General features: G+C 68.5%; 12 protein-coding genes. 9 read left to right on the top strand and 3 right to left on the bottom strand.

From position 1 onward, the window contains the following. Window positions 1-7: 7 nt before the first annotated feature. The 6 genes from J3476_RS20680 to J3476_RS20655 all read left to right on the top strand — a co-directional run bounded on the left by J3476_RS20680 (window position 8) and on the right by J3476_RS20655 (window position 14955). On the top strand, window positions 8-763 hold the full coding sequence (locus J3476_RS20680; protein WP_207068236.1) for a MerR family transcriptional regulator: 756 nt from the start codon (window positions 8-10) through the stop codon (window positions 761-763). 716 nt (window positions 764-1479) lie between these two features. Further along, window positions 1480-10683, top strand: coding sequence for a type I polyketide synthase (locus J3476_RS20675; RefSeq protein ID WP_207068258.1), 9204 nt, complete (start codon window positions 1480-1482; stop codon window positions 10681-10683). A gap of 22 nt (window positions 10684-10705) precedes the next feature. After that, window positions 10706-11098 carry a holo-ACP synthase gene (locus tag J3476_RS20670; RefSeq protein ID WP_152517922.1) on the top strand — a complete coding sequence of 131 codons (393 nt, stop codon included), beginning with the start codon at window positions 10706-10708 and terminating at the stop codon, window positions 11096-11098. A 73-nt stretch (window positions 11099-11171) separates the two neighbouring features. Beyond that, complete coding sequence (locus J3476_RS20665) at window positions 11172-12641, top strand: amidase (protein WP_207068235.1); 1470 nt, start codon at window positions 11172-11174, stop codon at window positions 12639-12641. A 117-nt stretch (window positions 12642-12758) separates the two neighbouring features. Then, window positions 12759-13613, top strand: coding sequence for a formate/nitrite transporter family protein (locus J3476_RS20660; protein WP_207068234.1), 855 nt, complete (start codon window positions 12759-12761; stop codon window positions 13611-13613). Next, the gene (locus J3476_RS20655) at window positions 13606-14955 is read left to right on the top strand and encodes a dipeptidase (RefSeq protein WP_207068233.1); all 1350 of its coding nucleotides are present in this window, start codon (window positions 13606-13608) and stop codon (window positions 14953-14955) included. The genes J3476_RS20660 and J3476_RS20655 overlap by 8 nt, the downstream gene beginning before the upstream one ends. Here the strand turns inward: J3476_RS20655 and bcp are convergent. Next, on the bottom strand, window positions 14932-15405 hold the full coding sequence (gene bcp / locus J3476_RS20650) for a thioredoxin-dependent thiol peroxidase (RefSeq protein WP_207068232.1): 474 nt from the start codon (window positions 15403-15405) through the stop codon (window positions 14932-14934). The two genes, J3476_RS20655 and bcp, sit on opposite strands and share 24 nt — an antisense overlap. Before the next feature lie 183 nt (window positions 15406-15588). On the opposite strand from bcp, the gene J3476_RS20645 reads away from it, so the two are divergent. Next, window positions 15589-15816 carry a DUF3618 domain-containing protein gene (locus J3476_RS20645; protein WP_152517917.1) on the top strand — a complete coding sequence of 76 codons (228 nt, stop codon included), beginning with the start codon at window positions 15589-15591 and terminating at the stop codon, window positions 15814-15816. A gap of 9 nt (window positions 15817-15825) precedes the next feature. On the opposite strand, the gene J3476_RS20640 is transcribed toward J3476_RS20645, so the two are convergent. Beyond that, a complete protein-coding gene (locus J3476_RS20640) occupies window positions 15826-15996 on the bottom strand; it encodes a hypothetical protein (RefSeq protein WP_207068231.1) in 171 nt (56 codons plus the stop codon). 377 nt (window positions 15997-16373) lie between these two features. On the opposite strand from J3476_RS20640, the gene J3476_RS20635 reads away from it, so the two are divergent. Together J3476_RS20635 and J3476_RS20630 are read left to right on the top strand one after the other, a co-directional pair. Then, on the top strand, window positions 16374-16760 hold the full coding sequence (locus J3476_RS20635; RefSeq protein ID WP_152517916.1) for a hypothetical protein: 387 nt from the start codon (window positions 16374-16376) through the stop codon (window positions 16758-16760). Window positions 16761-17022: 262 nt separating this feature from the next. Beyond that, a complete protein-coding gene (locus J3476_RS20630; protein ID WP_207068230.1) occupies window positions 17023-19728 on the top strand; it encodes a CocE/NonD family hydrolase in 2706 nt (901 codons plus the stop codon). A gap of 60 nt (window positions 19729-19788) precedes the next feature. Here J3476_RS20630 and putP read toward each other — a convergent pair whose 3' ends face one another. Next, window positions 19789-21309: a sodium/proline symporter PutP gene (gene putP, locus J3476_RS20625; RefSeq protein WP_207068229.1), complete on the bottom strand. Its 1521-nt coding sequence runs from the start codon at window positions 21307-21309 to the stop codon at window positions 19789-19791. Window positions 21310-21865 lie beyond the last annotated feature (556 nt).

The following is a 21865-nucleotide window of genomic DNA, read 5'->3' as shown; positions in this document are numbered from 1 at the left end:
TTGGGTCTTGGCTGAATACCGGCTGGAGGAGCTGGCGAGGGTCTCGGGGGTCAGCGTGCGCAACATCCGCGCCTATCGCGAGCGTGGCCTCCTGGACCCGCCGCGCAGGGACGGCCGGGCCGCCCTCTACGACGACTACCACCTGTCCCAGCTCAACACCATCAGCCAGCTGCTGAGCAAGGGTTACAACTCGGCCCACATCGCCGAGTTCTTCGCCAGCATGCGCCAGGGAACCGACCTGGCCGACATCCTCGGTCTGCAGCGGGCTGTGCTGGGGCCCCGGGACGGTGAAGCTCCGGAGGAAGAGCCCGAGGTCGACGACGACGGGTTCGGTCTCGGGCCCGACAGCGTCGAGGCCCGCAAGCTGGTGGCATACGGCATGGCCGAGATCGTGGCCGGCAAGGTCCGGTTGATCGACGGTCCCGCCGCCGACATCCTGTCTCGGGCGCCCGATCATCGCCTCTACGTGCGGGCCCTGGTGCGCTTCCTCGAGGCGTCCGACGACTCGGTCGATGATCTGGCCGAAGCGTTCGTCGTCAGTCTCGTCGAGTTGTTCCAGGCCCGGGTCGGCCCTGGCTATCTTCCCGAGCCCGACGAGATGGCCGAGATCCGGCGGATGGTGGACGACTATCGCGAGCTCGGCCAGGAGGTCGTGGCCACCAAGTTCGACCAGGCCACCCGCCGCCACATGGTGGCGTCGGCATCGGACTACACCGCGGGGATCCTGCTGACCGGCGCGTGGGAGCCGGGCCGCGGAGCCTGATCGTCGCCTGCGCGCGGGCCAATGTGATTGCAGGAGCACGGTTGTCGGGCGCCGAATGCGCATGATCGTGGGCACGTGTCGCGGACTTACTGACCGGTAAGTTTTCGCAGCAAACTCGGACGGCAGGCGAAACGGCGCCGCGCGACACTTCGAGCCAGAGTGTCATGCTTGTCGACAACGAACTCCGACGCCGTGAGAACGCGAAATTTCAGATAACGATTTGATAACAAAACTGCCTTGATCTGCTACTTCGTTCTTACTCAAGCGTAACCACCCGCATGCAGGACGTTTGTACCGCAACGGTTCGGGCCACCCGGCGGCGCGCGTTACGCATCGTTCTGTTACCCACGCGTAGAACTCGCCAGTAACCATTTTGGGCGCGAAACTTACTCAGTCTCTTATGACACTCTTACAACGGTTGGAGAGACCACCGCGCCACGAGGGCGAGCCCTGACCGCAGTGTTCGACGCACTGTGCCGGACCCCGTCCTCACGACTTCACGGCCGCGGTCGAACCAGCCGGATTCGACGCCGAATCGCCGATGGCCCCGCAACGGAGTGCAGGCCAGCACCCACGAGCCCACTGCCCGAGGAAACGCGGGCCAGCGCGATCGCAGCCCGATTGCAGTACCGAGGAGAACACCAGACGTGACGATCAACGACCAGCACCGTGCGGCCACCGGCACTCCGAACGGATCGGGACCGGACCACGAACCCCTGTCAGGCACGCACGCCCTCGTCGATCGGTTGCATTCCGGCGAGCCCTATGCCGTGGCATTCGGCGGGCAGGGCGGCCCCTGGCTGGAGAACCTGGAGGAGCTGGTCAACTCGGCCGGGATCGAGTCGGAGATCAGCGCGCTGGTCGGCGAGGCCGAACTGCTGCTCGAGCCGCTGGCCCGCGAGCTGGTCGTGGTTCGCCCCATCGGCTTCGAGCCGCTGAAGTGGATCCGCGCGCTGGCCGCCGAGGAGCCGCTGCCTGCCGCCAAGGACCTCACCACTGCGGCGATCTCCGGGCCGGGCATCCTGCTCACCCAGATGGCCGCGATGCGCGCCCTCAAGCGTCAAGGCCTCGATCTGACAGGGCATCCTCCCGTCGCCATCGCCGGGCACTCACAGGGTGTCACCGCCGTGGAGGCACTCAAGGCCGGCGGGAACCGTGACGTCGAGTTGCTCGCCATCGGCCAGCTCATCGGCGCCGCCGGATCCCTGGTGTCGCGGCGTTGCGGCATGGTCGGACGCGGGGACAAATCGCCCATGGTCTCGGTCACCAATGTCGACCCGGCACGGATGGCCGAACTCCTCGACGAGTTCGCCCAGGACGTCCGCACGGTGCTGCCGCCCGCGTTGTCCATCCGCAACGGCAGGCGTTCGGTCGTGATCACCGGAACCCCGGAGCAGCTGGCCCGCTTCGAGCTGTACTGCGAGAAGATCACCGAGAAAGAAGAGGCCGAGCGCAAGAACAAGACCCGCGGCGGCGCGGTGTTCCGGCCCGTGTTCAACCAGCTCAATGTCGAGGTCGGCTTCCACACCCCGCGTCTGGCCAGCGGCGTCGACCTCGTCGACGAGTGGGCCGCCCGCACCGGCCTGGACGCCGAGCTGACCCGGGAACTGACCGAAACCATCTTCGTGCGCCCGGTCGACTGGGTCGCCGAGGTCGAGGATCTGGCCGCCGCCGGCGCCAAGTGGATCGTCGACCTGGGTCCCAGCGACACCGTCACCCGCCTGACCGCACCGGTGATCCGCGGCCTGGGCATCGGCATCGTGGCCGCCGCGACCCGCGCCGGTCAGCGCAGCCTGTTCACCGTCGGTGCCGCCCCCGACATCGCGCCGGCCTGGTCCAGCTACGCCCCGGCGCCCATCACCCTGCCCGATGGCTCGGTCAAGGTGTCGACCAAGTTCACCCGGCTCACCGGCCGTTCCCCGATCCTGCTGGCCGGTATGACGCCGACCACCGTGGACGCCAAGATCGTCGCCGCCGCGGCCAACGCCGGCCACTGGGCCGAGCTCGCCGGCGGGGGACAGGTCACCGAGGAGATCTTCGATGCGCGTATCCAGGAGCTGGGCGAGCTCCTGGAACCCGGTCGCGCGATCCAGTTCAACTCGTTGTTCCTCGACCCGTACCTGTGGAAGCTGCAGGTCGGTGGCAAGCGGCTGGTGCAGAAGGCGCGCCAGTCCGGTGCGCCCATCGACGGCGTGGTCGTCACCGCGGGCATCCCCGAGCTCGACGAGGCCGTCGAGCTGATCGAAGAGCTCAACAGCGTCGGCATCAGCCACGTGGTGTTCAAACCGGGCACGGTCGACCAGATCAAGTCCGTGATCAAGATCGCCACCGAAGTCGGGGACAGGGACGTCATCGTCCATGTCGAGGGTGGCCGGGCCGGTGGCCACCACTCCTGGGAGGACCTCGACGATCTGCTGCTGGCCACCTACGGCGATCTTCGCAAGCATCGCAACATCACCATCTGCGTCGGCGGCGGCATCGGTACCCCCGAGCGGGCGGCGGACTACCTCTCCGGTGACTGGGCCAAGCCTTACGGCTTCCCCTCCATGCCGGTCGACGGCATCCTCGTCGGCACCGCGGCAATGGCTACCAAGGAGGCCACCACCTCCCCGGCGGTCAAGCAGATGCTCGTGCAGACCAACGGCACCGACACCTGGGTGGGCGCGGGCAAGGCCATCAACGGCATGGCCAGCGGTCGCAGCCAGCTCGGCGCCGACATCCACGAGATCGACAACACCGCGTCGCGTTGCGGGCGGCTGCTCGACGAGGTCGCCGGCGACGCCGACGCGGTCGCCGAGCGCCGCGACGAGATCATCGCCGCGATGGCCGACACCGCCAAGCCGTACTTCGGCGACGTCGGGCAGATGACCTACCTGCAGTGGCTGCAGCGCTACATCGAGCTGGCCATCGGCGACGGCAACAGCACCGCCGACACGGTGCAACCCGGCAGCCCCTGGCTGGCCGACACCTGGCGGGAGCGCTTCGAGGCCATGCTCAAGCGGGCCGAGGCGCGTTTGAACGAGAAGGACTCCGGCTCCATCGAGTCGCTGTTCGACGAGAGCTCCGACGGCCAGGCGCTGCTGGACAATCCCGACACCGCGATCGCGGCGTTGCTGGCCCGCTATCCGGACGCCGAGACGGTGCGGTTGCACCCGGCCGACGTGCCGTTCTTCGTGACGCTGTGCAAGAAGCCCGGCAAGCCGGTCAACTTCGTGCCGGTCATCGACAAGGACGTGCGCCGCTGGTGGCGCAGCGACTCGCTGTGGCAGGCCCACGACGCGCGCTACACCGCTGACCAGGTGTGCATCATCCCCGGCACCCAGGCCGTGGCCGGCATCACCCGCGCCGACGAGCCCGTCGGCGAGCTGCTGGACCGCTTCGAACAGCAGATCGTCGACCGCGTGCTGGCCGACGGCGCCGCGCCGGTTCCGATGGTCTCGCGTCGCCAGGCGCGCGCCGATGTGACCGGCCCGCTGGCCGTCGTGCTCGACTCGCCCGATGTGTTGTGGGCCGGGCGCACCGCCATCAACCCGGTGCACCGCATCGGGGCGCCACGCGAGTGGCAGGTCAACGATGTACCGGGCAAGCCCAGCGCCACCCACCCGAACACCGGTGCGCGCCTGGAGCAGGCGACCGACGACGCCGGCAAGGTCACCGTCACGCTGAGCGTGCCGCTGTCCGACATCTGGATCGACATCCGGTTCACGCTGCCGTCGGCCACCGTCGACGGCGGCATGCCGATCGTCACGGTCGAAGACGCGTCGACGGCGATGCGCGCGGTGCTGGCCATCGCGGCCGGCGTCGACGGACCGGACGCTCTGCCGCCGGTGGCGGACAACACCTCCCGGGTGACGGTGTCGTGGGATCCGGAGAAGGTCGCCGACCACACCGGCGTCACCGCCACGTTCGGTGCGCCGCTGGCCCCCGGCCTGACGCTGGTGCCCGACGCCCTGGTGGGCCTGTGCTGGCCGGCAGTGTTCTCCGCGATCGGTTCGGCGCTGACCGACGACGGTTTCCCGGTCGTCGAGGGCCTGCTGAGCCTGGTGCACCTCGACCACGCGGCGCACCTGCTGGCCGCCATGCCGGCGACGAAGACGGACCTGGTCGTCACCGCGACCGCCCAGTCGGCTACCGACACCGAGGTGGGTCGCGTCGTCCCGGTCAGCGTCACCATCGCCGAGGCCGCCGAACCCGTCAAGGCGCTGGCCACTCTCGAGGAGCGGTTCGCGATCCGCGGCCGCACCGGGGCCGCCGAGCTCACCGACCCGCCTCGGGCGGGCGGCGCCATCACCGACAACGCCACTGACACCCCGCGTCGGCGTCGGCGTGACGTCGTGGTCAACGCACCGGTCGACATGAGCGCGTTCGCCGTGGTCTCCGGTGATCACAACCCCATTCACACCGACCGCGCCGCCGCGTTGCTGGCCGGGCTGAAGCAGCCCATCGTGCACGGCATGTGGCTGTCCGCGGCCGCCCAGCACGCGGTCACCGCCACCGACGGCCGAGCCACCCCGCCCGCCCGGCTGGTGGGCTGGACGTCCCGCTTTTTGGGCATGGTGCTTCCCGGTGACGAGATCGAGTTCCGCGTCGACCGGGTCGGCATCGACCGCGGTGCCGAGATCATCGAGGTCGCGGCCCGCGTCGGCTCCGAGCTGGTGATGTCGGCGACGGCGCAGCTGGCCGCGCCGAAGACCGTCTACGCGTTCCCCGGTCAGGGCATCCAGTCCAAGGGCATGGGCATGGACGTGCGGGCGCGGTCGAAGGCCGCCCGCAAGGTCTGGGACTCGGCGGACAAGTTCACCCGCGAGACGCTGGGCTTCTCGGTGCTGCACGTGGTGCGTGACAACCCGACCAGCCTGATCGCCTCCGGCGTGCATTACCACCACCCCGAAGGCGTGCTGTACCTGACGCAGTTCACCCAGGTCGCGATGGCCACGGTCGCGGCGGCTCAGGTCGCCGAGATGCGTGAGCAGGGCGCCTTCGTGGAGGGAGCGATCGCGTGCGGTCACTCCGTCGGCGAGTACACCGCGCTGGCCTGTGTGTCGGGCGTGTACGAGCTGCCCGCGCTTCTGGAGGTGGTGTTCCACCGCGGCTCCAAGATGCACGACATCGTGCCGCGCGACGCGGCCGGACGGTCGAACTACCGGCTGGCGGCCATCCGCCCCTCGCAGATCGACCTCGACGACGCCGACGTGACGGCGTTCGTCGCCGAGATCTCCGAGCGCACCGGGGAGTTTCTCGAGATCGTCAACTTCAACCTGCGCGGCGCCCAGTACGCGATCGCGGGCACCGTCGCCGGGCTCGAGGCACTGGAGGAGGAGGTCGAGCGGCGTCGCGAGATCAGCGGCGGCAAGCGGTCCTTCATCCTGGTGCCCGGCATCGACGTGCCGTTTCACTCGTCTGTGCTGCGGGTCGGCGTGGCCGACTTCCGCCGCGCCCTCGAGCGGGTCATGCCGCGCGGCGCCGACCCCGAACTGCTGATCGGGCGCTACATCCCCAACCTGGTGCCGCGGCCGTTCACCCTGGACCGCGACTTCATCCAGGAGGTCCGGGACCTGGTGCCGGCCGAGCCGCTCGACGAGATCCTGGCCGACTACGACACCTGGCGCAACGAGCGGCCCGCGGATCTGTGTCGCAAGCTCGTCATCGAGCTGCTGGCCTGGCAGTTCGCCAGCCCGGTGCGCTGGATCGAAACCCAGGACCTGCTGTTCATCGAAGAGGCGGCGGGCGGTCTGGGCGTCGAGCGCTTCGTCGAGATCGGCGTCAAGAACGCGCCGACTGTCGCGGGTCTGGCCACCAACACGCTGAAGCTGCCGGAGTACTCGCACAACACCACCGAGGTGCTCAACGCCGAGCGTGACGCGGCGGTGCTGTTCGCCACCGACACCGACCCCGAACCGGACTTCGAGGAGGCTCCGGCGGACGCCGCACCCGCGACGGCCGAGGCGGCACCGGTCGAGGCGGCCCCAGCCGCCCCCGCCCCCGCGGCGCCCAGTGGTGGTCCGCGTCCGGATGACCTGACCTTCGACGCCGCCGACGCCACCATGGCGCTGATCGCGCTGTCGGCCAAGATCCGGATCGACCAGATCGAGGCGCTGGACTCCATCGAGTCCATCACCGACGGTGCGTCCTCGCGGCGCAACCAGATGCTCGTCGACCTCGGCTCAGAGCTGAACCTCGGCGCCATCGACGGCGCCGCCGAGGCCGACCTGGCCGGCCTCAAGGGGCAGGTGACCAAGCTGGCCCGCACGTACAAGCCATTCGGCCCGGTGCTCTCCGATGCGATCAACGATCAGCTGCGCACGGTCCTCGGCCCGTCCGGCAAGCGGCCGGCCTACATCACCGAGCGGGTCAAGAAGACCTGGGAACTCGGCGACGGTTGGGCCAGGCACGCCACCGTCGAGGTCGCGCTGGGCACCCGAGAGGGGTCCAGCGTGCGCGGCGGGGCGCTCGGCGGGTTGCACGACGGCGCGCTGGCCGACGCCGCGTCGGTCGACAAGGTCATCGACGCCGCTGTCGCCGCGATCGGCGCCCGCCAGGGTGTGCCGGTGTCGTTGCCGTCCGCCGGTGGCGCCGGCGGCGGGGTGGTCGATTCGGCCGCTCTCGGCGAGTTCGCGGAGAAGGTCACCGGGCCCGACGGTGTGTTGGCCGCGACGGCCCGCACCATCCTCGACGAGCTCGGCCTGGGCGCACCGTTCGCCACACCGGACGCCTCCGCCGATGCGGAACTCATCGACCTGGTGACCGCCGAGCTCGGATCGGACTGGCCGCGCCTGGTGGCGCCGTCGTTCGACGGGCGCAAGGCCGTGCTGCTCGACGATCGATGGGCCAGTGCCCGTGAGGATCTGGTCCGGATCTGGCTGATGGACGAGGACGACGTCGACGCACAGTGGGCGCACCTGTCGGAGCGCTTCGAGGGCGCCGGCCACGTGGTCGGCACCCAGGCCACCTACTGGCAGGGCAAGGCGCTCGCCGCCGGCCGCAATGTCCACGCCTCGCTCTACGCGCGCGCTGCCGCGGGTGCGGAGAATCCGGGCAGGGGCCGCTACAGCGACGAGGTGGCTGTGGTGACCGGCGCATCGAAGGGGTCGATCGCGGCCTCGGTGGCGGCTCAGCTGCTCGACGGCGGCGCCACCGTCATCGCGACCACCTCCCGCCTGGACGACAGCCGGCTCGCGTTCTACCGCACGCTCTATCGCGACCACGCCCGGTTCGGCGCCAAGCTGTGGGTGTTGCCGGCGAACATGGCGTCCTACAACGACATCGACGCGCTGGTCGAATGGGTCGGCACCGAGCAGACCGAGAGCCTCGGGCCCAAGTCCATCCACATCAAGGACGCCCTGACCCCGACGCTGCTGTTCCCGTTCGCCGCGCCGCGTGTCGGCGGCGACCTGTCGGAGGCCGGATCGCGCTCGGAGATGGAGATGAAGGTTCTGTTGTGGGCCGTGCAGCGGCTCGTCGCGGGCCTGTCGCACATCAGCGCCGACCGCGACATCGCGGCCCGGTTGCACGTCGTGCTGCCGGGTTCTCCGAACCGCGGCATGTTCGGCGGCGACGGCGCCTACGGCGAGTCGAAGTCGGCCCTGGACGCGGTGGTGTCCCGGTGGAAGGCCGAGACGTCCTGGGCACAGCGGGTCAGCCTGGCGCACGCTCTGATCGGGTGGACCCGAGGCACCGGCCTGATGGGTCACAACGACGTGATCGTCGACGCGGTCGAGGACGCGGGGGTGACTACGTACTCCACCGAGCAGATGGCCGCCATGCTGCTGGATCTGTGTGACGTCGAGACCAAGGTCGCGGCGGCCCGCGAGCCCGTGCAGGCCGATCTCACCGGCGGCCTGGCCGAGGCCGAGCTGGATCTGTCGGAGCTGGCCACCAAGGCGCGCGAAGAGGCGACCGGTTCGGTGGACGAGGACGACGAGGACGTTGCCGCCGATCATCTGATCGCCGCGCTGCCGTCGCCGCCGCGTCCGCACGCCGGTGCCCCGGCGCCGGAGTGGGCGGATCTCGACGTCGATCCCGCCGACCTGGTCGTCATCGTCGGCGGCGCCGAACTCGGCCCGTACGGCTCGTCACGTACCCGCTTCGAGATGGAGGTGGACAACGAGCTCTCCGCGGCCGGTGTGCTCGAGCTGGCGTGGACGACCGGGTTGATCAAGTGGGAGGACGATCCCCAACCCGGTTGGTACGACACCGAATCCGGTGACCTGGTGGACGAGTCCGAGCTGGTCGAGCGGTACCACGACGAGGTCGTGCAACGGTGCGGCATCCGGGAGTTCGTCGACGACGGGGCCATCGATCCCGATCACGCCTCGCCGTTGCTGGTCAGTGTGTTCCTGGACAAGGACTTCCGCTTCGTGGTCTCCAGCGAGGCCGACGCGCGGGCGTTCGTCGAGTTCGATCCCGAGCACACCGCGGCGCGGCCGATCCCCGACTCCGGGGACTGGGAGGTGATCCGCAAGGCGGGCACCGAGATTCGGGTGCCGCGCAAGACCAAGTTGTCGCGGACCGTCGGTGCCCAGATCCCGACCGGATTCGACCCGACGGTGTGGGGCATCAGCCAGGACATGGCGACCTCCATCGACCGGGTGGCGCTGTGGAACATCGTCGCCACCGTCGATGCGTTCCTGTCCTCGGGCTTCACCCCGGCCGAGCTGATGCGCTACGTGCATCCCAGTCTGGTGGCCTCGACGCAGGGGACCGGCATGGGTGGCATGACGTCGATGCAGACCATGTACCACGGCAACCTGCTGGGCAGGTCCAAGCCGAACGACATCCTGCAGGAGGTGCTGCCCAACGTTGTTGCCGCCCACGTGATGCAGTCCTACGTCGGCGGTTACGGCGCGATGGTGCATCCGGTGGGCGCGTGCGCCACCGCGGCGGTGTCGGTCGAGGAGGGCGTCGACAAGATCAAGCTCGGCAAGGCCGAATTGGTGGTCGCCGGCGGTTTCGACGACCTGACGCTGGAAGCGATCATCGGCTTCGGAGACATGGCGGCCACCGCCGACACCGAGGTCATGCGCGGTAAGGGCATCAGTGACTCGAAGTTCTCCCGCGCCAACGACCGTCGCCGTCTCGGCTTCCTGGAGGCCGAGGGCGGGGGCACGGTGTTGCTGGCCCGCGGAGACCTGGCGGTGAAGATGGGTCTGCCGGTACTGGCGGTTGTCGGCTACGCGCAGTCGTTCGCCGACGGCGTGCACACCTCGATCCCGGCCCCCGGGCTGGGCGCGCTGGGTGCAGGCCGCGGCGGCCGCGACTCGATGCTCGCGCGGTCCCTGGCCAAGCTGGGGGTGGGCGCCGACGACATCGCGGTGATCTCCAAGCACGACACCTCCACACTGGCCAACGATCCCAACGAGACCGAGCTGCACGAGCGGCTGGCCGACTCGCTGGGACGTTCGGACGGCGCCCCGCTGTTCGTCATCAGCCAGAAGAGCCTGACCGGGCACGCCAAGGGCGGCGCGGCGGTGTTCCAGATGATGGGTCTGTGCCAGGTTCTGCGCGACGGTGTCATCCCGCCCAACCGCAGCTTGGACTGTGTCGACGACGAGCTGGCCACCTCGGCGCACTTCGTGTGGCCGCGCGAGACGCTGCGGATGGGCGAGAAGTACCCGCTCAAGGCCGGTCTGGTCACCAGCCTCGGCTTCGGCCACGTGTCGGGTCTGATCGCGCTGGTGCATCCGCAGGCCTTCCTGGCCACGCTCAGCCCCGAGCAGCGGGAGACCTACGCCGCACGGGCGCAGGAGCGCTCGCTGGCCGGACAACACCGGCTGGCCTCGGCGATCGCCGGTGGACGGCCGATGTACGAGCGGCCCGCCGACCGTCGCTTCGACAGCGAGCATTCCGAGAAGGCGCAGGAAGCCGCGATGCTGCTCGACACGGCGTCCCGGCTCGGCGAGAACGGCGTGTATCTGCGGTGAACCGTGCGATAGCGTGCTGCGCGTGGCCATCGTCGGGATAGGCATCGACCTCGTCTCCATTCCGGAGTTCGCCGAGCAGGTGGACCGGCCGGGCACGGTGTTCGCCGAGACGTTCACCCCGGGTGAGCGGCGCGACGCCGCCGACAAGAGTTCGTCGGCGGCGCGCCACCTCGCGGCGCGGTGGGCGGCCAAGGAAGCCGTCATCAAGGCGTGGTCGGTGTCGCGGTTCTCGAAACGGCCGGTGCTGCCCGAGGGCATCCACCGCGACATCGAGGTGATCACCGACATGTGGGGGCGGCCGCGGGTGCGGCTGTCGGGGGCGGTGGCCGAGCACCTCAAAGAGGTGACCATTCATCTGTCGCTGACCCATGAGGCCGACACCGCCGCCGCGGTGGCCGTCCTCGAGGAGCGCTAACATTCGTCCCCGAGTTGCTGCAGACCCTGCTGCTTTCGTGACCCGGTAAACGGTGAGGCCGTACGGTCAGGCCATGGACTTCGAGGAGTACCGCGCCCATGACGCCACATCGCTGGCGAAGCTGGTAGCCGACCGACAGGTGTCCGCGGCGGAGTTGCTGACGCTGGCCCGCGAGCGTGCGGCCGCGGTCAATCCGCGGATCAACGCCGTCGTGCGTGACGTCCCCGCAGTCCCGCCGGACCGGCCGCAGGGACCGTTTTCCGGGGTGCCGTTCCTGATCAAGGACCTCGCCCAGGACTACGCGGGACTGCCGACGTCCGCCGGCTCGCGGGCGTTGATGTCGACCCCGGCCGCCGAGCACGCCACGGTGGTGCAGCGATGGATCGACGCGGGCCTGGTCATCTTCGGGAAGACCAACACCCCCGAGTTCGGCGCGAAAGGGGTCACCGAACCGCTCGCGTGGGGATCGGCACGTAATCCGTGGGACACCGACCGGACCCCGGGCGGCTCCTCGGGCGGGTCGGCTGCGGCGGTCGCGGCCGGGATCGTGCCCTGCGCGGGCGCCAACGACGGAGGCGGATCCATCCGGATCCCCGCGGCCTGCTGCGGGCTGGTGGGTCTGAAACCCGGTCGCGGTCTGACGCCGTCAGGCCCGCTGGCCGGTGAGGCCATGCACGGCTCCGCTGTGCAGGGTGTGGTGTCGCGCACGGTGCGCGACACCGCGGGAATGCTCGATGTGATCAGCGGCGGCGAACCGTTCGGGCCCTACGTCCCGGCCATGCCGCCGTCGTCCCTGACATCGTGCGTGGGCCAGGATCCCGGTGCGCTGCGGATCGGGGTGCGGGTGCCCTCGGCGATCACGCCGACGCCGCACCGCGAGGCCTACGCTGCGGTGGCTACGACCGTGCGCGCGTTGACCGAGCTGGGTCACCAGGTCGACGAACTGCCTGAGGCGCCCTACGACGATGCCGAGCTGGCGCGTGACTTCCTGCTGACCTGGTTCGTGGTCGCGGCGTGGGAGGTGGCCGAGGCCAAGCGGCTCAGCGGTGCGGGGGACGAGTCGTTCGAACGGGACACGTTGATCATGGCGGCGCTCGGTCGCGCCACGAGCAGCGTCGACTATGTGGATGCCGTGGAACGCCGGCATGCGCACACCCGCCGGCTGAGTACGTTCTTCGAGTCCTACGATCTGTTGCTGACCCCCACATTGGCCACCCCACCGCCGACCATCGGCGAGTTCGAACTTCCTGTGGCACTGGCCCGGGCGGCCGATGCTCTGCTCAAGACCCGGACAGCGCGGTTCCTGAAGTACACCAAGATCGTCGACGACATGGTCGACAAGAACCTCAACTGGGTGCCCTACACCCAGTTGGCGAATCTGACTGGGCGCCCGGCAATCTCGCTTCCGCTGCATTGGACGCCGGAGGGCTTGCCGATGGGGGTCCAGTTCGTCGCACCGCTGGCCGGCGAGTCCCTGCTGGTCAAGTTGGCCGCTCAACTGGAACAGGCGATGCCCTGGGCGGGGCGGGTCGCGCCGATCTAGGACACTGGCCGCAGACCGGGGGCGGCCGAGCGCGCTGATCGGCCCGCACCGCCGGTTGGCGGCCCGGCGTTTCGGGTATCCCGGCGGATCACTGTGGCCGCATCGGAGGACGAAACTGTGACCGAGACAGACCAGCGCCGAAAGCTGGGGGAATCCGACAGCCCGATCGAAGACGCGCTCGAGTACGCCTTCCGTCGCATGGTCGACGAGGGCACTCAGCGCCTGCACCGCAGCTGGCGCGAAGTTCTGGTGACCGGCTTCTTCGGCGGCACCGACATCGCGGTGGGGGTGTTGGCCTATCTGGCGGTGTTGAACGTCACCCACCAGCCGCTGCTGGCCGGACTGGCGTTCTCCATCGGATTCTTGGCGCTGCTGCTGGGTCGCAGCGAATTGTTCACCGAGGGCTTCCTGGTCCCGGTCACGACGGTCGCGGCCAAACGGGCCAGTTTCAGGCAGCTGATGAAGCTGTGGAGCGGCACGCTGGTCGCCAACCTCGCCGGTGGTTGGTTGCTGATGCTGGTGATGATGACAGCGCTGCCGCAGCTGCACGCGCAGACCATCGAATCCGCGTCGCACTATGCGACGGCACCCCTGTCGGCCGAGACGATCGCGCTGTCGTTGTTGGGCGGCATGGTGATCACGCTGATGACCCGCATGCAGCACGGCACCGACTCGGTGCCGGCCAAGATCGCGGCCGCGATCGCGGGCGCGTTCCTGCTCGCGGGTCTGCAGCTGTTCCACTCCATCCTCGATTCGCTTCTGATCTTCGGGGCGCTGATCACCGGTGAGGCACCGTTCGGCTACCTGGACTGGCTCGGATGGTTCGGATACACCGCGGCCGGCAACCTCGTCGGCGGACTGGGTCTCGTGACACTCCTGCGCCTGTTGCGCAGCAAGGATCGCGTCGCCGAGGAGCGCCGCCGGGCCGAGTCACCCGGTGACGAGGAGCCGCTAACCTCGACGCATGACTGACATCCCGGCGCGGGTGCGCGACGTGCTCCCAGCGGTGCGCGCCGATCTCGAGAACCTGGTACGCATCGAGTCGGTGTGGGCCGACCCCGACCGCCGCGGCGAGGTGCAGCGCAGCGCCGAAGAGGTGGCGAAGTTGTTGTCGGAGGCCGGATTCGGTGACGTACGCATCGTGGCCGAAGGTGGCGCCCCCGCTGTCATCGCGCACCACCCCCCGCCGCCCGGCGCCCCGACGGTTCTGCTGTACGCCCACCACGACGTGCAGCCGGAAGGTGATCGGTCTCAGTGGCATTCGGAGCCGTTCGAGCCGACTGAACGCGACGGACGGCTCTACGGCCGCGGGACCGCCGACGACAAGGCGGGCATCGCCACACATCTGGCTGCTTTCCGTGCGCACGGTGGGAACCCGCCGGTCGGGGTGACGGTCTTCGTCGAGGGCGAAGAGGAGTCAGGCTCCCCGTCGTTGTCGCGGCTACTGGCCGCGCACCGCGACGCCCTGGCCGCCGATGTCATCGTGATCGCCGACTCCGACAACTGGAGCACCGAGGTTCCGTCGCTGACGGTGTCGCTGCGCGGGCTGGCCGATTGCATCGTGGAGGTCGCCACGCTCGACCACGGGCTGCACTCGGGCATGTGGGGTGGTGTCGTGCCCGACGCGTTGAGCGTGCTGGTGCGGCTGCTGGCCAGCCTGCACGACGACGAGGGCAACGTCGCGGTCGACGGGTTGCACGAATCGACTGCCGCACCCGTCGAGTACACCCCGGAACGGGTGCGGGCCGACACCGGTCTGCTCGACGGTGTGCAGGAGATCGGTTCGGGCTCGGTGGCGCAGCGCCTGTGGGCGAAACCGGCGATCACCGTCGTCGGCATCGACACCACGCCGATCGCCAAGGCGTCCAACACCTTGACACCACGCGCCCGCGCCAAGGTGAGCATGCGGGTGGCGCCGGGCGGTGACGCCGCCGAACACCTGGCTGCGCTCACCCGCCACCTCGAGCAGCACACACCCTGGGGTGCGCTGGTCACCGTGACGCCCGGCGACGTCGGCGAGCCGTATGCGATCGACCCGAGCGGGCCCGTCTATGAAGCGGCGCGTGCGGCCTTTCGCCAAGCCTGGGGGAACGACGCAATCGACGCCGGAGTGGGCGGCTCGATTCCGTTCATCGCCGCGTTCGCTTCGGCGTTTCCGGACGCCAAGATTCTGGTGACGGGGGTCGAGGACCCCGACACCCAGGCGCACAGCATCAACGAGAGCCTGCACCTCGGCGTGCTGGAGCGGGCGGCGACCGCCGAAGCGCTGCTACTGGACCGGTTGGCTGGATCAGACCGACAAATCGCGACGTAACTTGGCGACATGGCCCGTCGCGCGGATGTTGTACTGCGCCAACGCGATCTTGCCTTTCTCGTCGACGACGAAGGTCGACCGGATGACGCCCTGCACGGTTTTGCCGTACATGGTCTTCTCGCCGTAGGCGCCCCAGGCCTCGAGCACTGTGCGGTCGGGGTCGGCCAGCAACGGGAACGTCAGGCCCTCCTTGTCGCGGAACTTCGCCAGTTTCTCGGGTTTGTCCGGTGAGATGCCGACGACGTCCAGACCGGCGTCGTTGAGCTCGGCGAGGTTGTCCCGGAAGTCACAGGCCTCCTTGGTGCAGCCGGGGGTGGACGCGGCCGGGTAGAAGTACACGATGACTTTGCGGCCCTTGTAGTCCGAGAGTTCGACGGTGTTGCCGTCGGCGTCGGGCAGGCTGAAAGCGGGAGCGGTGTCGCCTACTTCGAGGCGAGGGGTCTGCGGCATGGGTAGCTGTCCTCCGGTGTCGCGGGGTCCGGTGCGATCTGAAGCGACCGGCGCGCTCGGTCTCGCCCCGGCTGATCTAGGGTAGTGCGGCAGGACGACACCGTTGGTCGATGGGCGCACTGTCGGTGAACAGGCGCGCCGTCGGTGGATGAGCACAGTAGGCGATGAGGCACGGAGGCAGATGTGGCGGACCGCGATCCCGACAGCATCAAGGCTGAGATCGACGAGGCCCGGGAGCAGTTGGCCCTGACCGTGGATTCTCTCGCTGCCCGCGCCAACCCGCGCCGGCTCGCCGACGATCTGAAGGCGGGGGTGGTGCGGTTCGTTCGCCAACCGGCCGTGGCGGCGTCGCTGGCCGGTGTCGGACTGGTGGTCATCGTCGTGACCGTGCGCCGCCTCCGCCAGCCCTGAGCGGACGATTCAGCGCCGCCGGCCACCTCGCAGCCACGTCGGGAACGTGAAGCCGGGCGGGTTGGCCACCCGGCCCAGCCGGGAGCAGGTACGGATCGCGACCGGGTGTTGGCCAGTCACGTGATCAGCTGAGTTCTCACCACCGGTCCCCATCGGCGCCGGATCGGCCAGGCCTGCCATCAGCTAATTCCTCGATTCACCCGTCCATGGTTTGCCCGATGTAGGGACCATGTTCAACAGCTAACGGCAACCATAGCACTGTGGTGGCTCTTTTCCCAGCGCACGTGCCGTTAATATTCGCGCAGCCATCTCTATGGTTACCATCGGGGCAATCGTGACCAGCTTGCGATCGCCACGCGGGCAGTGAGCTCTAGCACAGTGTCGGGGCGCTCGGCCGAGAAATCCCCAGAATTTTCGTGAACGTAAACCGATCGCTGGATACCTCGTGTCGCACATCCGCCGTGCGCCGTGTGTCGGGAAGTCGGGAGGTGCTGGCAAGCGCCGCGGCCGGCGCGTCCTCTACGCTGGCGCTGTCCACGACAGCAAAGGAGGCCGGCATGGCCTGGTTCCTGGCCCTCCAGGGCGCGACGCAGCCGAGTCACCAGTCCTCGGTGTACGAACTCCAGGACTCGGCTGACATCGACAAGCTCGCCCAGGAGTTGGTGGGCGCCGTCACGCTCGATCGGGTCGTGCCCGTTCCGGCGATGCTTCCGCAGAACACCCGCAAGCGGCAGAAGGTGACGCTCTACATCCGGCCGGCCGCATGGGGGATGTGGACCTTCTACGAGCTCTCCGAAGAAGACCGGCGCCAGTTGATGAAGGACAACCCGCTGGTTCAGGCGATTCAGCAGCATCAACGCGAGCATGCCGGGCAGCCTGGTGCGGGCCAGGGCAACCCGCTGCTCGGTCAGCCCGGTCCGGGCGGGTTCGCTCCGCGTCGTTGATCACGGTCGGCCGAACGTGCCCGGCGACGAGGGCTGAGGCTGTGCGGCCGCTTCGTCTCATGGCCATCTGGTGACATCAGACAACTTTGCCAGCCCTCGTCACGGCGATTTCGCTGACGACAGCGTCTTCTGAGCGACTCCCCGAATACTGCACGCGCGTACCAATTGCCATTTGCCTGTGACACTTTTCGGCAATCCCCGGTGCCCGACTATTGACGCGGCATATATTTGCCCGGCATTCGCGGGTCGGTGGGAGGACGTTATGAGCGCAGCGGCACATGTCGGTCGGATCGGTGGCCTCGCGGTCGCCCTGGGCGTCGGGGCTGCGGTCCTGACGGGCTACGGTGTCGCGGCTGCGGACACCGGCTCCGGAGAGTCGGGTTCGAGTGCGTCGTCGGGTAGTTCGGCAGGCTCCTCCACAGGCGGTACCGACAGTTCGACCGCCGGCGCTTCGAGCCCCTCGGCGAATGCGGGCGACGGCGACGATGCCTCGGACAGTGACGATGCCTCGGACAGTGACGAGGCCGCTGACGCGTCCGAGGGCGACGACGCTTCGGAGAGCGACGACGGCGACGACACGGCTGGGGACAGCGAAGACCTCGACGCCGATCTCGGCGTCGACGAGGGTCTCGAAGCTGACGGAGACGTGGACGGGGACGATCCGGCAGACAGCGGCGGCTATGCGTCCGCGGAGTCGGAAGCCCCCGCGGAGGTGGTCGACGACGTCGACTCGGCGGCTCCCAGCGACGGGGTCGACTCGACAGTAGTGAGCGACGAGGTCGATGCCGAACTCGCGGCCGAGCGGCAGGACCAAGCCGTCGAATGGCTGGCCACCCCCGAGGCCGTCGCCGGCCGTGCGGGCACCGAACAGACAGCGCCGGCCGAGCAGACGGCTGCCGCCGAAGAGTCCGTCGACGCCACGGCGGCCGTGCCAGACGTCGCCCTCACCGAGATGGTCGGGCTGCTCAGCCCGTTCGCCGGTGGGGGGCCGGCGGCTCCGCCGATGAACTCGCCCATGGAGTGGGCGATGGCAGCGGCCGCCCGTCGCGAACTCGAGAGCGGTCCGGTCTCGGTGAACCCCGTACTCGAGTTCCTCGACGGGGTCATCTACGGCAACGTCGGCGCCACCGATTCGCGGGGAAACCCGTTGATCTACACCATCATCGACGAGCCGAACCAGGGCGGCAAGATCACCCTCGCCGAAGACGGCAGCTTCTCGTTCCTGCCCGACCTGTCGGTCGTCGAGTCCGGTGGCATCGAGCAGTTCACGGTGATGGTCAGCGAGCAGACCGGGCTGGTGCGCTTCCTGGAGCAGATTCCACTGCTGGGTGACTTCGTCCAGCCGATCGTCCTCGGTCTGCAGCAGATTCCGATCCTGGGCACCATCCTGCAACCGTTCATCGGATACCGGGTGATCGCACCGATCGACGTCAATGTCGGCGAACTGGTGCCGGCCGGTGCGCCGGTCGCCTTCACCACGATGGTGACGTCGTTCGACGGGGTACAGATCAGCACGAACTTCTTCCCGGCCTCGGGTCTGCAGGCCGGCGAAACCGCGTCGACGGTGCTGAATGGGCCGGGTCTGGGCGACCCGGGCAACATCGACCCCACCTCCGTGACGACGGTGTTCAACCTGGTGCCGGGACTGGTGCCGCTGCGGGACGCCGGGTACAACGTGGTGACCTGGGATCCGCGTGGCGAGTTCGCGTCCGGCGGCGTGCTGCAGTTGGACAACCCGTTCTTCGAGGGCCGCGACGTGCAGGCCATCCTGGACTGGGTTGCGACCCGCCCGGAGACACTGCTCGACGGTCCCGGCGACCCCGTGGTCGGCATGGTGGGCGGTTCCTACGGTGGTGGAATCCAGTTGGTGTCCGCGGGCATCGACGACAGGATCGAGGCCATCGTCCCGGTGATCGCGTGGAACTCGCTGAACGAGGCGTTGTATCCCACCGAGGCGTTCAAGACCGCCTGGGCGACCCTGCTGGGACTGGATCTGCTGGAGGGCGGCGCCCGAATCAACTCGCAGATCTACCCGGCCATCATCCTCGGCGATCTGCTGGGATTCATCACCGAGACCCAGCAGGCCATCCTGGCCAGCAGCGGTCCCACCGTGCTGGTGAGCGGCATCACCGCGCCCACGCTGCTGATCCAGGGCACCGCCGACGGTCTGTTCACCCTGGCGCAGGCCGTCACCAACGCGATGTTGCTGGAGGCCGCCGGCACCCCGGTCGACATGATCTGGGCGTGCGGTGGTCACGGCGTCTGCCTGGACCCGATCAGCCCGTTGCAGACCCCCCTGCTGATCGACTCGACGCTGGATTGGCTCGACAAGTACGTCAACGGAAACGAATTGGTGCCCACCGGACCACGGTTCGAGTGGTTCGACCAGAACGGTGACTATTTCTTCTCGGATCTGCTGCCGTCGGATCCGGCGTTCTACGGAGAGTCCCTCGTCGTCGCCGGGGCCGGCGGGTTCCTGCCGATCCTGCCGCTGCTGGGCGGTTCCGGGCCGCAGACGCAGTCGCCCACACCGCTTCTGGTGTCTCCGGCCCTGGCTTCGGAAGCCGCGCTGGCCATCGACGTCGAGGTGCCGTCCCCGGAAGCCACCGTGCAGATCGTGGGCGCGCCCGAGCTGACCATCACGTACTCGGGCCTGGGGACGAGTCGACACATCTACGGGCAGTTGGTCGACGAAACCACCGGCTTGGTGTTGGGCAACCTGGTGACACCCATCCCGGTGACGCTCGACGGCCGCACGCACACCGTCTCCATCGACCTGGAGCAGATCGCCTACACGATGGCGCCGGACTCGCAGCTCAAGCTGCAGTTGGTGGGTTCGGCCACGCCGTACGAGAACCTGCTCCAACTTGGCTTCATCAACGTCGAGGCCGTCGAGCTGGCGCTGCCGACCGTCGCAGCCGAGGTGGGCGGTGTGGCAGGGCTGACGGTGGGCATGGCGGTCGCCTGACCCGCCGCGCTGGTCTCCGGGGAAGCGTCTGCGGGGAAAGCCTTGGAGGGGGCGGGCCGCTCAGGCAGCCGGAGCCGGTTCCTGAACCGCCGCGTTCATCTCGGAGAACTCGCGTTCGATGTCGTCGTTCTGGCGTCTGGTGAGCAGCGACACCGCCACAGCCACCACACCGCAGGCGATGAAGCCGGGAACGATCTCGTACATCACGCTGGCCAGCGCGTCTGTCTGGCCCCAGACTCCGACGACCACCGCGCCGCTGAGCATCCCGGCAATCGCGCCGGCCGAGGTGAGTCGGCGCCAGAACAGCGACAAGATGATCAGCGGGCCGAACGCCGCGCCGAAGCCGGCCCAGGCGAATCCCACCAGATCGAGAATCGTCCCGTCGGGGTTCAACGCGAGCAGCATCGCCACCACCGCGACGGTCAGCACCCCCAACCGGCCGTAGTTGACCAGCCGGGTCGGGCTGGTTTCCTTGCCGAACGCGCGGTAGATGTCTTCGACCAGTGCGGAGGAGCAGACGATGAGCTGCGAGGAGATCGTCGACATGATCGCCGCGAGTACCGCCGCGAGCACGATTCCGGCCACGAACGGGTGGAACATCACCTGTGCCAGTTGCAGAAACACCGTCTCGGCGTTGTCGAGTGTTTCGCCGCGACTGTAGAAGTACGCCAGGCCGGCGAATCCGGTGGCAATGGCGCCGACCGAGCTGAGCACCATCCAGCTGATGCCGATGCGGCGGCCGGCCTTCGCGTCGGCGGGGGAGCGCAGCGCCATGAACCGGACGATGATGTGGGGCTGACCGAAGTAGCCGAGCCCCCAGGCCGCAGCGGACAGGATCGCCATCACGCTGCCGCCGAAGAACAGCGAGGTGCGGTGCATTTCGTCAGCGGGGTCTGCGAGGTTGTGCGCAGCGTCGGCGGCGTTGATCGCGTCGATCACCTCGCCGGGCCCGCCCGCAGCGATGATGGTGACGACGGGAACCGCGATGAGAGTGGCGAGCATCAGCAGGCCTTGTGCGACGTCGGTGAGGGTCGCTCCCAGGAACCCACCGAACAGCGTGTAGCTCAACGTGATTCCGGCGACCAGCAGCATGCCCACCAGGTAGGACGAGCCGAAGGTGGCCTCGAAGAACACTCCGCCCGCGACCATGCCGGACGACACGTAGAAGGTGAAGAACACCAGGATGATCGCGCCCGCTGCGATCCGCAGGACGTGCGAATGGTCTCGCAGCCGGTTCTCGAAGAAGCTCGGTACGGTGATCGAGTTGTTCGCGATCTCAGTGTAGGCGCGCAAGCGGGGGGCGACGAAGCGCCAGTTCAGATACGCCCCGATGACCAGGCCGATCACGATCCACGACTCCCCGAGTCCGGTGGCATAGATGGCGCCGGGCACCCCGAGCAGCAACCAGCCGGACATGTCGGACGCTCCGGCGGACAGCGCCGCCACGCCGGGGCTGAGTTTGCGCCCGGCGAGCATGTAGTCGTCCAGATCGCTGGTCTGGCGGTAGGCGTAGACGCCGATGGCGATCATCGCTGCGAAATACAGCCCGATGGCCAGCATCTGGAACGTCGAGTCCGTCATGTCGGTGTCCTCGGTGCTAGGCGTGAGACGGCTTCGGCTGATCGTAGGAGAATTCCGGTCCACGCTGGTCCGATCGGGCGAACGCGATGGGGGGACGAGGTCAACCCTGCCCGGGTCGACTCTGCCCGGCTGGGCGCCACAGGTGCCGGACAGTTGTCCGCCCGGATGGGCCCGGAAACCACAAAAACCCCGCCGAAGCAGGGTTTCTGTGTGGTGCGCCGTCAGGGTTTCGAACCCCGGACCCGCTGTTAAAGAGCATTCGGCCGTCGTTGCCGAAGTGCGATGTTCGCAGGTGACTGGTGGCGCCGGTTCTCCTGGCGCCCACCGTCTAGCACTGTCTGGACCGCCGTGAGGTACATACTTGGGGTACACAGCTTTGGGTACACACCTCTGCGATGACGAGGCTGATGTCCGCAAGCGCGCGATCACGTGCAGTAGACGACAAGTCTTGAAGGTGACGACGTTCGGCTCACCGTGTGTCGGATCGGCCGACTTAGATCGCTAAAGACACAGCGATGTGCTGTTCGTGCCCAAGTTTGAGTTCCTAAGGGATGTC

It is taken from the genome of Mycobacterium sp. PO1 (assembly GCF_017312405.1).
In the GTDB taxonomy this organism is placed as follows: Bacteria; Actinomycetota; Actinomycetes; order Mycobacteriales; family Mycobacteriaceae; genus Mycobacterium.
This window is presented reverse-complemented; position numbering and strand designations above follow the sequence as displayed.

Excerpts from the sequence above, each read along its gene's own strand:
- J3476_RS20665 (WP_207068235.1), top strand. The coding sequence starts at position 11,172 with ATGGACTTCGAGGAGTACCGCGCCCATGACGCCACATCGCTGGCGAAG.
- J3476_RS20655 (WP_207068233.1), top strand. The coding sequence starts at position 13,606 with ATGACTGACATCCCGGCGCGGGTGCGCGACGTGCTCCCAGCGGTGCGC.
- bcp (WP_207068232.1), bottom strand. The coding sequence starts at position 15,405 with ATGCCGCAGACCCCTCGCCTCGAAGTAGGCGACACCGCTCCCGCTTTC.
- J3476_RS20640 (WP_207068231.1), bottom strand. The coding sequence starts at position 15,996 with ATGGCAGGCCTGGCCGATCCGGCGCCGATGGGGACCGGTGGTGAGAAC.
- J3476_RS20635 (WP_152517916.1), top strand. The coding sequence starts at position 16,374 with ATGGCCTGGTTCCTGGCCCTCCAGGGCGCGACGCAGCCGAGTCACCAG.
- J3476_RS20630 (WP_207068230.1), top strand. The coding sequence starts at position 17,023 with ATGAGCGCAGCGGCACATGTCGGTCGGATCGGTGGCCTCGCGGTCGCC.
- putP (WP_207068229.1), bottom strand. The coding sequence starts at position 21,309 with ATGACGGACTCGACGTTCCAGATGCTGGCCATCGGGCTGTATTTCGCA.